The 14398-nt window shown below is 59.7% G+C and carries 12 protein-coding genes; 6 read left to right on the forward strand and 6 right to left on the reverse strand.

Annotated features, from left to right (window positions below):
• The first annotated feature begins 49 nt into the window (after positions 1–49).
• Both alaS and NW806_RS03055 read left to right on the forward strand, forming a co-directional pair.
• The gene (gene alaS, locus NW806_RS03050; RefSeq protein WP_414409975.1) at positions 50–2701 is read left to right on the forward strand and encodes an alanine--tRNA ligase; all 2652 of its coding nucleotides are present in this window, start codon (positions 50–52) and stop codon (positions 2699–2701) included.
• 48 nt (positions 2702–2749) lie between these two features.
• Positions 2750–3709 carry a GDP-L-fucose synthase family protein gene (locus tag NW806_RS03055; RefSeq protein ID WP_414394442.1) on the forward strand — a complete coding sequence of 320 codons (960 nt, stop codon included), beginning with the start codon at positions 2750–2752 and terminating at the stop codon, positions 3707–3709.
• On the opposite strand, the gene NW806_RS03060 is transcribed toward NW806_RS03055, so the two are convergent.
• The 3 genes from NW806_RS03060 to NW806_RS03070 all read right to left on the reverse strand — a co-directional run bounded on the left by NW806_RS03060 (position 3706) and on the right by NW806_RS03070 (position 6786).
• Positions 3706–4443 (reverse strand): DevA family ABC transporter ATP-binding protein, encoded by a 738-nt coding sequence (locus NW806_RS03060; RefSeq protein ID WP_414394439.1) that lies wholly within the window; start codon positions 4441–4443, stop codon positions 3706–3708. The genes NW806_RS03055 and NW806_RS03060 overlap by 4 nt on opposite strands.
• A gap of 64 nt (positions 4444–4507) precedes the next feature.
• Positions 4508–5686 carry an ABC transporter permease DevC gene (gene devC, locus NW806_RS03065; protein ID WP_414409957.1) on the reverse strand — a complete coding sequence of 393 codons (1179 nt, stop codon included), beginning with the start codon at positions 5684–5686 and terminating at the stop codon, positions 4508–4510.
• A gap of 8 nt (positions 5687–5694) precedes the next feature.
• Complete coding sequence (locus tag NW806_RS03070; protein WP_414409958.1) at positions 5695–6786, reverse strand: ABC exporter membrane fusion protein; 1092 nt, start codon at positions 6784–6786, stop codon at positions 5695–5697.
• Positions 6787–7084: 298 nt separating this feature from the next.
• Here NW806_RS03070 and murC point away from each other — a divergent pair, with 298 nt between their 5' ends.
• From murC to NW806_RS03085, 3 genes are all read left to right on the forward strand, one after another.
• Entirely contained in the window at positions 7085–8557 is a 1473-nt protein-coding gene (gene murC / locus NW806_RS03075) for a UDP-N-acetylmuramate--L-alanine ligase (protein WP_414409959.1), read from the forward strand.
• A gap of 53 nt (positions 8558–8610) precedes the next feature.
• Positions 8611–9618 (forward strand): UDP-N-acetylmuramate dehydrogenase, encoded by a 1008-nt coding sequence (murB, locus tag NW806_RS03080; protein ID WP_414409960.1) that lies wholly within the window; start codon positions 8611–8613, stop codon positions 9616–9618.
• Between the two features lie 376 nt (positions 9619–9994).
• The gene (locus tag NW806_RS03085; protein WP_414409961.1) at positions 9995–10771 is read left to right on the forward strand and encodes a DUF3598 family protein; all 777 of its coding nucleotides are present in this window, start codon (positions 9995–9997) and stop codon (positions 10769–10771) included.
• Here the strand turns inward: NW806_RS03085 and NW806_RS03090 are convergent.
• Together NW806_RS03090 and NW806_RS03095 are read right to left on the reverse strand one after the other, a co-directional pair.
• Positions 10737–11519: an alpha/beta hydrolase gene (locus NW806_RS03090; protein ID WP_414409962.1), complete on the reverse strand. Its 783-nt coding sequence runs from the start codon at positions 11517–11519 to the stop codon at positions 10737–10739. The two genes, NW806_RS03085 and NW806_RS03090, sit on opposite strands and share 35 nt — an antisense overlap.
• Before the next feature lie 36 nt (positions 11520–11555).
• Positions 11556–12329 carry a ZIP family metal transporter gene (locus NW806_RS03095; RefSeq protein ID WP_414409963.1) on the reverse strand — a complete coding sequence of 258 codons (774 nt, stop codon included), beginning with the start codon at positions 12327–12329 and terminating at the stop codon, positions 11556–11558.
• 329 nt (positions 12330–12658) lie between these two features.
• Between NW806_RS03095 and NW806_RS03100 the strand changes: the two genes are divergently transcribed.
• Entirely contained in the window at positions 12659–13285 is a 627-nt protein-coding gene (locus NW806_RS03100) for a hypothetical protein (protein ID WP_414409964.1), read from the forward strand.
• On the opposite strand, the gene NW806_RS03105 is transcribed toward NW806_RS03100, so the two are convergent.
• Positions 13282–14289: an aspartate-semialdehyde dehydrogenase gene (locus NW806_RS03105; protein ID WP_414409965.1), complete on the reverse strand. Its 1008-nt coding sequence runs from the start codon at positions 14287–14289 to the stop codon at positions 13282–13284. The genes NW806_RS03100 and NW806_RS03105 overlap by 4 nt on opposite strands.
• Positions 14290–14398: the final 109 nt, after the last annotated feature.

The following is a 14398-nucleotide window of genomic DNA, read 5'->3' on the forward strand; positions in this document are numbered from 1 at the left end:
CGTAGCAAAGAACCTAGAATTATCAATACAGTTACCCTTCGCCTTGGCCATGCCTTCATCTTTCTCCGGGGCCGCCATCCGGCAGGCTTTTCTAGATTTCTATGCCCAGCGGGGCCATCAAGTGTTGCCCAGCGCCTCCTTGGTGCCGGAGGATCCGACAGTGCTGCTAACCATTGCTGGCATGCTGCCCTTCAAGCCCATCTTCCTGGGGCATCAGGATCCGCCCTACCCACGGGTGACAACTGCCCAGAAATGCGTGCGCACCAACGACATCGAGAACGTGGGACGGACAGCCCGCCACCACACCTTTTTTGAGATGCTGGGCAACTTTAGCTTCGGCGACTACTTCAAAAAAGAGGCCATCACCTGGGCCTGGGAACTGGTGACAGGGGTGTTTGGCCTGCCGCCGGAGCGCCTAGTGGTGAGCGTCTTCCGGGAGGATGAGGAGTCCTTTGCCCTCTGGCGCGATGAGATAGGGATCCCGCCCCAACGCATCCAGCGCAGGGGGGAGGAAGACAACTTCTGGGCTGCTGGCCCCACTGGCCCCTGCGGCCCTTGCTCGGAGATCTACTACGACTTCAAGCCGGAGCTGGGGGACGAGCAGATCGACCTAGGGGACGACTCCCGCTTTCTCGAGATCTACAACCTGGTGTTCATGGAGCTCAACCGGGACAGCGAGGGCCACCTCACCCCCTTGGCCAAGCAAAACATTGACACGGGCCTAGGGCTGGAGCGTCTGGCTCAGGTACTCCAGGGAGTCCCCAACAACTATGAGACGGATTTGCTCTTCCCCATTGTGCAGAAGGCGGCCGAGATCGCCCAGGTGGACTACTTCCAGGCCAGCCCCGAGCAGAAAGTCTCCCTCAGGATCATCGGGGATCACGCGCGGGCGGTGATGCACCTAATTGCCGATGGGGTGATCCCCTCCAACGTGGAGCGGGGCTATGTGCTGCGGCGGCTGATCCGGCGGATGGTGCGCCACGGGCGCCTCCTAGGGATTGGCGAGCCCTTTACCCTGCCAGTGGTGGAGACGGCCATCCAGTTGGCGGAGGCTGCCTATCCTGAGGTGCGGGAGCGGGAGGCGGTGATCAAAGCCGAGCTGCAGCGGGAAGAGGAGCAGTTCCTCAAGACCCTGGAGCGGGGGGAACGGCTGCTGTTTGATTTGTTTGCAGACGTTACAGCCAGTGGCGCGCCAAAGCAGATCTCTGGGGCCGACGCCTTCAAGCTCTTTGACACCTACGGCTTCCCGTTGGAGCTAACCCAAGAAATTGCCCAGGAGCACGGCTTCAGTGTGGATCTGCAGGGCTTTGAGCAGGAGATGGAAAGACAGCGGCAGCGGGCCCGCGCTGCCCACCAAACCCTTGACGTCATGGCCCAGGGATCCCTGGACGAGCTGGCCGAGTTTTTAATCGAGACGGAGTTTCTCGGCTACAGCCAGTCCTCTGCCCGCGGCGTGGTCGAAGCCCTGCTGGTGGAGGGGAAATCCGTGCCCCAAGTGGAGGCGGGGCAAGTGGTGCAGGTGGTTTTGGATCGCACACCTTTTTATGCCGAATCCGGGGGCCAGATTGGGGATCGCGGCTACCTGGCTGGGGATGGAGTATGGGTGCGGGTGGAGGATGTGCAGAAGCGAGGAGATCTGTTTGTCCACTTTGGCCAGGTGGAACGGGGGATCCTGCGGGTGGGGGATCCTGTGCAGGCCCAAATTGACCTGGCCTGTCGGCGGCGCGCCCAGGCCCACCACAGCGCCACCCACCTCCTGCAGGCAGCCCTGAAGAAGGTGGTTGATCCCTCTATTAGCCAAGCCGGATCCCTGGTGGCTTTTGACCGGCTGCGTTTCGACTTTACCCTCTCGCGTCCCCTTACTCCCGAAGAGCTGCAGCAAGTTGAGGATCTGGTCAACACCTGGATTGCCGAGGCCCATCCGGCTCAGGTAGCCATCCTGCCCCTGGCAGAGGCCAAAGCCAGAGGGGCAATCGCCATGTTTGGGGAAAAATACGGCGCCGAGGTGCGGGTGGTCGACTTTCCGGGGGTGTCGATGGAGCTCTGCGGCGGCACCCACGTCAGCAACACTGCCGAGATTGGCCTATTTAAGATCATCTCTGAGACGGGCATAGCTGCCGGGATCCGCCGCATCGAGGCTGTAGCCGGGCCGGCGGTGCTGGAGTACTTGAACGAGCGCGACAGGGTGGTGCGGGAGCTGAGCGCCCAGTTTAAGGCCAAGCCCCAGGAGATCCCAGAGCGGGTTGCTGCTTTGCAGGCGGAGCTAAAGGCCGCCCAGAAGGCCCTTGAGGAGGCCCGCAGCCAGCTGGCTTTGCTCCAGGCAGAGCAGCTCTTGCCCCAGGCTGTAGCCGTGGGCCCTCTGCAGATCTTGGTGGCGGAACTGGGAGCCACTCCCCCAGAGGCGCTGAAAACCGCTGCCGAACACCTACTCCACAAGCTGGGGGAAGGGGCAGTGGTGTTGGGATCGGTGCCCGAAGCGGGCAAGGTGAGCTTTGTAGCGGCTTTTAGCCCGGCTGTCCAGAAACTTGGCCTGAAGGCGGGCTCCTTTATCGGCGAGATTGCCAAGCTCACCGGCGGCGGTGGCGGGGGGCGGCCCAACCTAGCTCAGGCTGGTGGCAAACAGCCGGAGAAACTGGCGCAAGCTCTCCAAGCGGCTCAAGAGCGGCTGCAGGCAGAGCTGTCTTCAAGCTTGGGCAGTTAGGAGCTGCCGCCCTGCCATAATGAAAGCCGGGAATTTTCCGCGCCAGCCATGTCCACTGCCATCGATCTCAGCCAAAAGCGCATCTTGCTGACCGGAGGGAGTGGCTTTTTGGGCAAACATGTCCTGCAACAGTTGTACCTCCTGGGCGTCAAGCCGGAGCAGGTGCGAATCCCACGCTCCCGCACCCAGGATCTACGCCGCTGGGAAGTTTGCCAAGAGGTGGTGCAGGGACAGGATATCGTCATCCACCTGGCGGCCCACGTGGGGGGCATCGGCCTCAACCAGGCCAAGCCAGCAGAACTCTTCTACGACAACCTGATCATGGGATCCCAGCTTATCCATGCTGCCTACCTGGCGGGCGTGGAGAAGTTTGTCTGCGTGGGCACCATCTGTGCCTACCCCAAGTTCACTCCTGTCCCCTTCAAAGAAGAGGATCTCTGGAACGGCTACCCGGAGGAGACCAACGCCCCCTACGGCATTGCCAAGAAAGCCCTGCTGGTGCAACTGCAGGCCTACCGGCAGCAGTACGGCTTCAACGGCATCTACCTCCTGCCGGTCAACCTCTACGGCCCCATGGACAACTTCGATCCCGAAACTTCCCACGTCATCCCCGCTTTAATCCGCAAGGTGCATGAAGCCCAGCAGCGGGGCCAGAACTACGTGGAGGTGTGGGGAGATGGCAGCCCCACGCGCGAGTTTTTCTACGCCGAAGACGCAGCTCGGGGGATCCTTCTAGCCACCCAGCTCTACAACAGCCCCGAGCCCCTGAATTTGGGCACCGGCGAAGAGATCTCCATTCGGGATCTGATTGCCCTCATCTGCGAGCTGATGGGGTTTCAGGGAGAGATTCGCTGGCGAACTGATAAGCCCAATGGCCAGCCCCGCCGCTGCTTAGATGTCTCCAAGGCCCGCGAGAAGATTGGTTTTGTGGCCAAGGTGGGGTTGCGGGAAGGGCTGCAGCGCACCATCGACTGGTACCGCCGTCACGCCTCCCAGGGAGCAACCTAGGCAATGGGCTGGCTCTCCAGCCGTCCATCCTCCATGTGCAGCACCCGGTCAGCAATGTCAAGGATGCGGTTGTCGTGGGTTACCAGCAGGATGGTGCAACCTTGCTCCCGCGCCAACTTCTCCATCAGGGTCACCACCTCGCGGCCCGACCTGCTATCGAGGGAGGCCGTCGGCTCATCCGCTAGCACCAACTTGGGGTGGCTGACGAGGGCGCGGGCAATCGCCACTCGCTGCTTTTGACCCCCTGAAAGCTGTTCCGGGTAGTAGTGGACGCGATCCCCAAGACCCACCGCTGCCAGCATTGTTTCTGCCCGCCGTTGGCTCTCCTGGGGAGACAGGCCGTTGTGCAGCTCCAGGGCCATGCGCACATTCTGGGCTGACGTCAGGGATCGCAGCAGGTTGTGAGCCTGGAAAATATAGCCAATTTTGCGGCGAACCTGGACAAGGGTGCTGGGCTTGGCTCCTCGCAGCTCCTGCCCCAACACCTGCAGGCTGCCCTCTTGCACCGAGCGCAAGGCTCCTAGGAGAGTGAGCAGCGTGGTCTTACCCGAGCCAGAGGGTCCAGTCAACAGCACAATCTCCCCCGGGTGCAGGACAAAGTTGATGTCAAAAAGGACTTGCCGGCGCAGGGATCCCTCACCGAAATAGTGATTTAGCCCTTCGACTTTGACCACTGGCTCAGCGGTATTTTGAGTGGAGGTAGGGGCAGTTTGATTGAGAAGGGAAGTCAGCATAGGAAGCTCAGAATCTCAAATTACTAACTAAGGAAGCCACCATTCTGGATTCCTGCTTCAGCAGTTAGAAAATGTCGGCAGGGTCGGCAGCCCGCAGCCGCCGCACAGCAATGGCTCCTGAGATAAAGCACATACTCACCGTTAGCCCCAGGACCAACATCGCTCGGTTAAAGGTCATGGCAATAGGCAATAGGGTAGCACTGGCCGTCAAATCGTAAAGCAAAACTGCCAAGGCAAAAGCGGGAATGTAGCCCAAAACAGCCAGCAAAAGGGCCTCCTGAAGCACCACCCCCAACAGGTAGGTGTCGGTGTAGCCCATGGCTTTGAGGGTGGCATACTCCGCTAGGTGATCAGATACATCGGTGTAGAGAATCTGATAGACAATCACAATGCCGACGATAAAGCCCATAGCCACCCCCAGGCCGAAAATAAAGCCGATGGCCGTGCCTTCCTCCCAATAGCTCCGCTCCATGTCAATGAACTCTGCCCGCGAGAGTACCCGCACGTCCTCGGGCAGCAGAGCCCGCATCTGCTCCAGCAGCGGCTTGGGATCTACCCCTGGCTGGAGTTGCACCACGCCAATATCCACCAGGCCACGCTCGCGCTGAGGAAAAATCCGCAGGAAATTGAGGTCACTGGTAAGGATGGTGCCATCGGCGCCAAAGGTAGCCCCCATCTCAAACAACCCCCCTACCCGCACCCGGCGGTTGCCCACTTCGGTAACGACTTCTTGTCCGGCCTCAAACCATTGGGCAATTGGACCAAACTCGCTGCGGGAGCGGCGGTCAAAGAGCACTACGTCGGCTTTTTTAATCTCCTCCAGCTCGTCGGGGGTTAGCCCTGGCAAATCCACAAGGTCGGCAGAGGGATCCACCCCCACGACAAAAATGCTGCGAGTGCGACGGGTCTCAGGGTTTTTCCAGAGGGCAAAGCTCAAATACACAGGCGAGACAGCTCGCACTCCCTCAAAGCCCAACGCCTGATAGAGCCGCCGCTGGGAAAAGGTGTTCATGGCAATAAGGGCGTTGGACTGGGGACTGACTAGGAAAATCTCCCCTTTGAGGGCAACATGGAAGCGGATGGCGCTCTCCAGCAAGCTGTCCTGGAAGCCTAGCTGCATGAACATGAGGATGCAGGCAAAGGTAATGCCTGCTAGAGCCACCAGCAGGCGGATCTTCTCCCGCATCAACTGCAGCCAGGCTAGGGGAATGCGGCGCCCAATAAAGCTGAACAGGCTGGACATCGCCCCCTCTACCCCTCAGCATCAATGGCCACGTTCACCTGCAGGTTGGTCAGGCCGGCCACGCGGGCACTGCTTTCTGGATCCAGGCGGATGTACACTTCCACCACCCGCGCATCTACATCAGCAGCAGGGTCAGTGTTGAGCACGTCTTTCTTGCCAATTTGCAAGCCTACCCGCTCCACTCGGCCCTGTAGGGTTTCTGGCAGCACGCGGTTGCTGATGGTAGCTCGTTGTCCTGGTCGCACCCGCAGGATGTCGGTTTCGTAAACTTCGGCCACCACCATCATCTGGTCGGTGTTGCCCAGCTCGAGAATCCCTTGGTTAGCAGCGATCACTTCCCCCGGCCGAGTGTGGATTTTCAGCACCTGGCCAGCCCGGGGGGCACGGATGAGGGTGCGCTCCAAGCGGGCTTCCGCCAGTTCCAGGTTGCGGGCCAAAGACTGCAGCTGCACCTGCGCTTGGGCCCGTCTCAACGCCGCTTCAGCAGCTTGCACTTGGGCCTGGGCGTTGCGCAGATCCCGCTCGCGGGCCAGACGCAGTTGGTTGAGGGTGGCCTCGGCAGCTTGTAAGTCCTCCTGGCGCTGTCGCACTACCAGAGCCTTTTGATCGAGTTCCTGCTGGGAAATAGCTCCCTCCTGCCAGAGAGCCTGAAAGCGAGCCAGGTTGGCCTCAGCATCGGCTAGCTCCGCCCGAATGCGCTCCACCACGGCTTCCTGGGAGCGGATCTGCAACTGTTGGGGCTCGTCCAGCCGGCTAAGGCGAGTGCGTGCTTCTTCAATTTGAGCCTGGCCAAAGCGGGTCTCAGCCTCGAGACGGGCACGGGCCTCTTGCAGTTGGGCGGCAGCGTACTCCCTCTCCGCCAAGCGCTCGCTGTAGCTTTCCAGACGGGCCAATACCTGCCCCGCCACCACCCGCTCCCCTTCGGCTACCAACAGCTCCCCCAGTCGTTCGCCAGGAGGGCCAGCAACACGGATAACGCCCCCCGCCGGCTCCAGACGGCCCAGAGCCCCGACCGAGGTAGCCAACGGCGTTGCCCCGCCTGCTGCCGGAGTTTCGGCTGGCGGCGGCGTTGCTCCTTGGATAGCTCCTTGTTGGCTCAACCCTAAGGTAGCTAGCGCTGCCCAGCCAACCAGCCCGGCTCCTGCCAATAACCACAGCAGTCGGGGTCTCATTTTGCCGTCAACTTCAAGCCTACAGCTACCCCCTTATTAAGAAAGTTAAAGCTTCGTGGAAAAGAGTGTCAAGTTCGAAATTGCACTTCAAGCAGCTTCTTTTCCTTAGGCTTTGCTTCCCTGCTGCAGAAAGCGAAAAACTGCTGATATGATCTGGCTTGCCCGAGCCTTTTGGCAGGCAGCAGCTTTGGTTTTAGGTGTGTGCGAGGAGTGAGGCAACGTTGCAATGGTGGAGACAGCGGGGGGAGAAGATCCCGGCATTTCGGTGCAGGCTCCGTCTTCATCTCTACTTGGGCAAAGCTTGGAGCTGTCGAACTCCTCCCTTTCGGCCTATCACTTTGTTGGAATTGGGGGGGTCGGCATGTCCGCTTTGGCCTATATTTTGGCGAAGAAAGGGTTTCGCGTTTCGGGGTCCGATATTGTTGCCAATAACCGCACTCGCCGCTTAGAGGCGTTGGGGGTGCGCGTTATTCAAGGTCACACGGCAGAGGGGTTGATTGGGAATCCCCAGGTGGTCTACTCCAGCGCCATTCGCCCCACCAACCCGGAATTAGCGGCGGCTCTAAACAAGGGACTAAAGGTTTGGCACCGAGCCGATTTACTGGCGGCTTTGTTTAACCATCGCCCCAGCATCGGTGTGGCGGGCACCCACGGCAAAACCACCACTAGCAGCATGATTGGCTACATGCTGCTTGCTGCGGGCTGGGATCCCACCCTCATCATAGGCGGGGAGATGGAGGCGTGGGACGGCAACGCTCGCCTAGGCCAGGGAGAATACCTGGTGGCGGAGGTGGATGAGTCAGACGGCTCGCTGGTGCGTCTCTATCCCAAGATTGGCGTGATCACCAATGTTGAGCTAGACCACCCAGATCACTATGCCAATCTGGAGCAGGTCATCCGGGCCTTTCAGCAGTATGGTCAGCAGAGCCAAACCCTAGTGGCCTGCCTGGATTGCCCCAACGTGGCCACCCACCTCAAGGTGGACGTGGGCTACAGCCTGGCCGGACATCCCCAAGCCCAGTACCAAGCGCGGCAGATTGTCTACAAGGGCAATTCCACTGCCGCCGAGATCTGGGAAAGGGGATCCCTGCTGGGTCAGCTACGGCTGCAAGTGCCGGGATCCCACAACCTCAGCAATGCTCTAGCAGCGGTTGCCGTTGGGCGACAGTTGGGCTTGGAGTTTCCGGTAATTGCCTCTGCCCTGGCCGAGTTTCGAGGGGTGCAGCGCCGCTTTGAGGCCAAAGGGGAGGTGGGCGGGGTTACCTTTATCGATGACTATGCTCACCATCCCAGCGAGATTCGCGCTACGCTGCAGGCAGCACGGCTACAACAGCGGCGCGTGGTGGCAGTATTTCAGCCCCATCGCCACAGCCGCTTGGCCGCCCTGTTTCAGGATTTTGCCTGCTGCTTTGAGAATGCAGATGTGGTGGTGATTGTGCCCACCTACGGGGCAGGAGAGCCAGCGTCGGAGCATTCTGACAGCTTGCGGCTGGCCGTGGCGGTGGCGGAACACCATCCCCAGGTGCGCTATGTGTCTTCTTTAGCGCAACTGCCGCAGGTGTTGACCTCCATTTTGCAAGCCGGGGATCTCGCTATCTTTCTGGGTGCAGGCGACCTCAATCAGCAGATAGCGGCTACGATGCGGGCATATGCAGCGCAGGTGGGGGAACAGCTCCAGACTCCTCCGGAGGGAGAATAGCCTGGCCAAAGAACCCACGCTTTCAACATGGCTGCTTCTGAGGTATCAACACTATGACGACAGCTCCGCTGGTGCCTCAGCAGAACAGGTCCTGTGGGCCCGACGCCGCAGGCCATGCTGGTAACGAGGAGCTTCTTCCTGCTGGGCAAGAAGCGCTGCTGTCTGGACGGATTCGCCCAGGGATCCCCCTGGCCCCTCTGACCACTTTGCGGGTAGGGGGCAGGGCGGAGTGGTATTGTGAGCCCGGCAGCAACCTGGAGCTGCGGCAGTGTTTGGCTTGGGCGCGGGCAGAAGGGATCCCTGCCACTCTGGTGGGGGCAGGCAGCAATTTGCTCATCAGTGACGCCGGTTTGCCGGGGCTAGTGATCCACACCCGGCGTTTGCGCGGGCTGCAACTGCTGGAGGGGGGGAGGATCTGGGCCGCTGCCGGAGAACCTTTGGTCAACCTGGCGCGGGCGGCTGCCAAGCAAGGCTGGAGTGGACTGGAGTGGGCGATTGGGATCCCGGGCACGCTGGGGGGAGCAGTGGTGATGAATGCTGGCGCCCACGGGCACGCCATGGCAGATGTGGTGGTGGAGGTGCAGATTTTGGATGAAGAGCAAGAGCCCTGCCGCTTGAAACCCGCCGACCTGCAATTTGGCTACCGCCGCTCGCGGCTGCAGGACTTGCCCTGGACGGTTATAGGGGCAACATTGCAGTTGATCCCGGGCCAAGATCCAGCCCAGGTGCAGTGGGAAACCCAGCGCCACCTCAACCAGCGCCTAAGCTCTCAGCCCTATCATCTGCCCAGTTGTGGCAGCGTCTTTCGCAACCCCGAAACCTATCCCGCTGGCTGGTTAATTGAGCGAGTGGGTCTAAAGGGCTACCGAATCGGCGGAGCCCAAATCTCCGAGCGCCATGCCAACTTCATCGTCAATTGTGGCCAGGCCAGCGCCAATGACATCTACCGCCTAATTCGTCTGGCCCAGGAAAAAGTCTATCAACAATGGTCGATCCTGCTGGAGCCAGAAGTACGCATTCTGGGATCTTTTGAGGATTCTTCGATAGCTAGTTTTTTCTGACTTAATCTGCTCTTGCTACCCCCTTAACAGTTTACGGGTTAGGGTATGGCTGCTTTGCGTCGATGCCACCATGTGAAGTCCTACTTCAGACTGGTAAACGACGAAAACTTGAAAGAACTCCTTCCCGCTATGGCAGCGGGATCACAGAAGCTATCTCCAAGCTCCATTTTTATAACCCCATTAGGATCCAGGGTACTCGGTGTCCTATTCGTTCCACTAAAGCCTCCGCAACTGCAGGCTGCATTGTCATTTTTTGAGCCGCGGTAAACCACAACCCTTTCATCAGAAAGCTGATGTTATCCCCAAAAGGTAAAATACCACCCCGGAGCTTCTTCCCCATCGGTTCTGTCTTCAACGTTGCACTTCAGGCTTCTTCATGAAAACCCCGATACAATGCCTAGCCCTACACTTGGGAGAATGGCACGGCCTCTTTTCTGACTATCGACCTACTGCCCACGGTGGTTGGGAGCTAGTAGGCCAAAAGCGCAGCCTCATTACCTTTGAGGCTTTGGAGTTGGGCGCGATCCGCCAAACCAATGCCTACTACCCCCTGGAGGGATCCCCTAACCCAACAAGCCGCCAGAGCTGGGTTTACCGAGATTTCTCGCCCGGACTGCGCTTTTTCCCCGATGGCTCCTTTTCTAACGGGCGGCTGCAACTAGCGCCGTTTAGCGACTTTGCCGTTGAGCAAGGCTTTCTCTGGGGAGATCGCAAGGCGCGGGTGGTGCAACAGTGGGACGCCCAGGGCTGCCTGGCGCGGGTGACCGTCATCTTAGAGCGGCGCGGCCAAGCGCTGGATCTGGTTGCCGACTTTCCCTCGGTTACCCAAGCGCAACTGAGCGCAGCCCTGCAAGGAAGATGGCGGGGGATTGCCCAGAGCTTTTCTGCGGTCGATAGCTTGCCCAGCGAAACTGAAGTTCAGTTCTGGGGGGAAACAGAGACTCGGGATCCTCTGCCGGGAGGGCTGTGGGTTGGCGGGCCGGATCCCTTGCCCATCCCCACTCTTCACCGGGATCGCCGCTTTTCCGTCAGCCTGAGCTGGTTTCCAGAAGGGCCGGAGGGCCGCCACCTGCTACGCCTGGTGCGTGACTACGACGAGCGCGGCGCTTGGCAGCGGGTTACCCTAGTGCGGCTGGAGCGGGATCCTGGGTGAGAAAAGCACAGACCTGGGCAAACACGGTCTCCCGCTCGCAGTCCAAAGTGAGAACGTGGTCGGAGCGCTCCAGCCACTGCAGGCTCTTCTCGGCGGATCCCAGTTCCCGATACAGCCACACCGCTTGGTCGGGATCCACCACCGTATCTTGGCGCGGTTGCAGGATGAGGGTGGGCACTTGAATGCTGGCTACCTCCCCCTTGACCTGCTCGATGAGCTCGAGGGCGCTGCGCACCGCCGTCAGATTGAAGCTGCGAAAATAAGCCACTTTTTCTGCCAAAGCGCGGACATTGCCATCCCGGATCGGCAGGCGGAAGCGGGGGACATCGTCCAAAAGCCAGCCCAGGCTGTTGAGGTACTGCTCTAGGCGAAAGAGGTAGTACCAGCGGTGGCGAATGGCAAAAAACGGCGCCAGCAGCACCAATTTGTGGACAGGATGGGCAAAGGCCAGGTGCAACGCCAACAGGCAGCCGGTGGAAAACCCCACCAGCGAAAGGCGGGGGTACTCCTGCCGCAGGGCTAGGTAATGTTCCAAAGCCCGCCCATACCACTCCGTCCAGCGGGAAGGAGGCATGCGGGGTGCTGGGCGGTCATGGCCGGGGTAGTTAAACCCCTGCACCGTTAGGCCGGCTGCCAACAGCCGCTCCGCCAGCCACTGCAACTCGTATACGCCACCCCCCAACCCGTGTAGCAGCAGGCAGGCATGCTCCCCTGATCCCCGCCACAGAAAAGGCTTGTTGCTCAGCATTGAAAACCTCGCGTCAAGACAGGAGAGGATCCCTTTCTAGCCCAGCGCAATATAGAGCAGCAGCATCAACAAAAACCCACTGAGAACGCCAAAGGTGCCCTCCCGCTTCAACCCCTGCCGGTGCGACTCAGGGATGATCTCACCCGAGATAACAAACAGCATCGCGCCGGCAGCAAAAGCCATGCCCCAGGGCAGCAGCGGCTGAGCCAAGGCAACCACCGTCGCTCCCAAGATGCCACTGATGGGCTCCACCAAACCCGTCAGCAAAGCAATGGCAAAAGCAAACAGCCGCGAATACCCCTGGCCTGCCAGCGACAAGGCCACCACTAGTCCCTCCGGTATGTTATGCAGGCCAATCCCCAGCGCCAGCACCAACCCATCGCTGACTTGGCCAGTGGCAAATCCCACCCCCACCGCCAGACCCTCTGGGAAGTTGTGCAGGGCAATGGCAATGATGAAGAGCCAGATCCGCTTTAGATGGGCGCGGTTCACCCCCTCAGGCCCTTTGAAAAAGTGCTCGTGGGGAAAAAGCTGGTGGGCACTTTCCATAAAGATCGCCCCCAACAACAGGCCCGCCCCCATAATTACCGCTGCCTGGAATTGGGAATGTCCCAGCGCCAGGGCCGCTTCGGTACCCGGCACCAGCAGGGAAAAAGAGGTGGCTGCCAACATCACTCCACCCCCAAACCCCAGCAGGATCCCTTGCACCCTCTCCGAGAGTGAGGGAAGAAACAGCGCCGGCAAAGCCCCCAACCCCGTTGCCAAGCCGGCCACAAAGCTAGCCAGGGACCCCGTTGCAATTGGATGCACAGATCACTCTCCCTGAAGGCCCAATGCCTCTCAATTTTCCCCTTTTTCCGGCTAATTCCCATTCACCGCCTCTTTCTCCTCTGAAAATGATTCCCCAGTAGCGCTAGGCTCACCCCTACGGAAAACGCACTTCTAGTGTGTTCAATTGGCGATGACTAAAAGGAAAGCAGAGATGACAAGAAAAGCGATTACAAGGCATTTAACCCCACCTCCCCGACCCAACCAACACAACCGCCCTGCCGCTGACTGGCCTCTCTTTCTCCGATCCACTCCCTGCCGGCCTAATCGTTGCCAATCCTAATAACTTGAACAACGACTGTGGCGGGACGGTGGCAGCTCCCCCCGGGGCAAACTCCATCTTGCTGGTCAATGGCACCCTAGGAGCTAATGCTAGCTGCACCATCTGCTTGGATCTTCAAGTTACGGCCACCACAGCGGGATCCCTGACCAGCCCCGCGGTAACCCTGAGCAGCAACCAAGCGCCTAATGCCACCGCTGCTGCTATCAACTTAACGGTAACGGTGCCAGCTCCCACCTTTACCATGGCCTTTGCTCCCAACCCGCTTGGCCCAATTGGCCCAGCTCCCGTTACCGGGAATGGAACTCTGACGTTTACAATAACCAACAACGCAGCCATTCCATTGACGGGCTTGGCCTTTAACCACACCTTGCCAGGAGCGCCGTCTTCTGGTTTGCAAGTTGCCGCTGCGGGGATTTTTACACCTTCGTGCGGCTCCCCCACTCTCACAGCTCCGGTGAACGGGAACACCATTCAATTCACCGGAGGACAAGTAGCCGTAGGAGGAACTTGCACAGTGACCATCCCTGTAAAAACAGCGGTAGCTTTGACACCAGCCGGTACCTATACTTACCCCAACTCCCCGGTGACGTTGAACAGCACTCAGGCTGCCCCTGTTACAGCGGGGCCAGTAACCTGGACAGTTGTAGTGAATTAGTCCTTCAAAAGCAGCTCGGCAATTTGAATGGCGTTTAGGGCCGCACCTTTGCGGATTTGATCCCCGCACAGCCACAGCTCCAGGGCCTTGGGCTCGGAGATGTCCTGGCGGATGCGGCCCACCGCCACCTCGTCTTTGCCGGCTACATCAATGGGCATGGGGAAGCGGTTGTGTTCCCAATCTTCAATCAGCACTACCCCAGGGGCTTGAGCCAAGATTTGCCGAGCTTGTTCTACTGGGAAGGGCTGCTCGAACTCCAGGTTGAGGGCCTCGGCGTGGGTACGCAGCACCGGCACCCGCACACAGGTAGCTGTCAGCCGCAGGTTGGGGGATCCCATAATCTTGCGGGATTCGTTCACCATCTTCATCTCTTCCTGGCAGTAGCCGTTCTCTTGCAGGGGACTGTTGTGGAGGAAGAGGTTAAAGGCAATGGGGTAAGGGAACACCTGGGGCTGAAAGGGCTGGCCTTGCAGGTAGGCGCGGGTTTGCTCCTCTAGCTCCACCATCGCGCGGGCCCCAGCCCCACTGGCCGATTGATAGGTGGCGGCCACCACGCGGCGCAGGGGGATGTGGCGATGCAGGGGGTAGATGGCCACGCACATCAGGATGGTGGTGCAGTTGGGGTTGGCAATGATCCCTTGGTGGCAAAAGGCTTCCTGGGGGTTGACCTCGGGCACCACCAGCGGGACATCGGGATCCAGACGAAAGGCGCTGGAGTTGTCGATCAGCACCGCTCCTGCCTTGACGATGGTTTTGGCCCAGGTTTTGGAGACACTGGCACCGGCAGAAGCTAACACCAGGTCTAGGCCCCGAAAGGCCGCTTCTGAAACCGGCTCCACTGGGATCCGTTCCCCCTTGAAGGTCAAATAGGTGCCCGCTGAGCGGGGCGAGGCCAACAGCTTCAACTCTGCCACCGGAAAGTGGCGCTCTTCCAGCAGTTTCAGCAGCTCCGCTCCTACTGCTCCTGTGGCCCCCAAGATGGCCACCCGTTGTTGCCGTCCCATGCTTTCTTGTCCTCAGGTTTTCCTCATTCTATGGCTCTCCTCTAGTCCTTGATTCACTGGACAATCAGCCACTTTGTGGCATGACCAACCTCCTGCCTTGACGGAGATG

Source organism: Synechococcus sp. W65.1 (genome assembly GCF_047461615.1).
GTDB lineage: Bacteria > Cyanobacteriota > Cyanobacteriia > Thermostichales > Thermostichaceae > Thermostichus.

Excerpts from the sequence above, each read along its gene's own strand:
- alaS (WP_414409975.1), top strand. The coding sequence starts at position 50 with ATGCCTTCATCTTTCTCCGGGGCCGCCATCCGGCAGGCTTTTCTAGAT.
- NW806_RS03055 (WP_414394442.1), top strand. The coding sequence starts at position 2,750 with ATGTCCACTGCCATCGATCTCAGCCAAAAGCGCATCTTGCTGACCGGA.
- NW806_RS03060 (WP_414394439.1), bottom strand. The coding sequence starts at position 4,443 with ATGCTGACTTCCCTTCTCAATCAAACTGCCCCTACCTCCACTCAAAAT.
- devC (WP_414409957.1), bottom strand. The coding sequence starts at position 5,686 with ATGTCCAGCCTGTTCAGCTTTATTGGGCGCCGCATTCCCCTAGCCTGG.
- murC (WP_414409959.1), top strand. The coding sequence starts at position 7,085 with ATGGTGGAGACAGCGGGGGGAGAAGATCCCGGCATTTCGGTGCAGGCT.
- murB (WP_414409960.1), top strand. The coding sequence starts at position 8,611 with ATGACGACAGCTCCGCTGGTGCCTCAGCAGAACAGGTCCTGTGGGCCC.
- NW806_RS03085 (WP_414409961.1), top strand. The coding sequence starts at position 9,995 with ATGAAAACCCCGATACAATGCCTAGCCCTACACTTGGGAGAATGGCAC.
- NW806_RS03090 (WP_414409962.1), bottom strand. The coding sequence starts at position 11,519 with ATGCTGAGCAACAAGCCTTTTCTGTGGCGGGGATCAGGGGAGCATGCC.
- NW806_RS03105 (WP_414409965.1), bottom strand. The coding sequence starts at position 14,289 with ATGGGACGGCAACAACGGGTGGCCATCTTGGGGGCCACAGGAGCAGTA.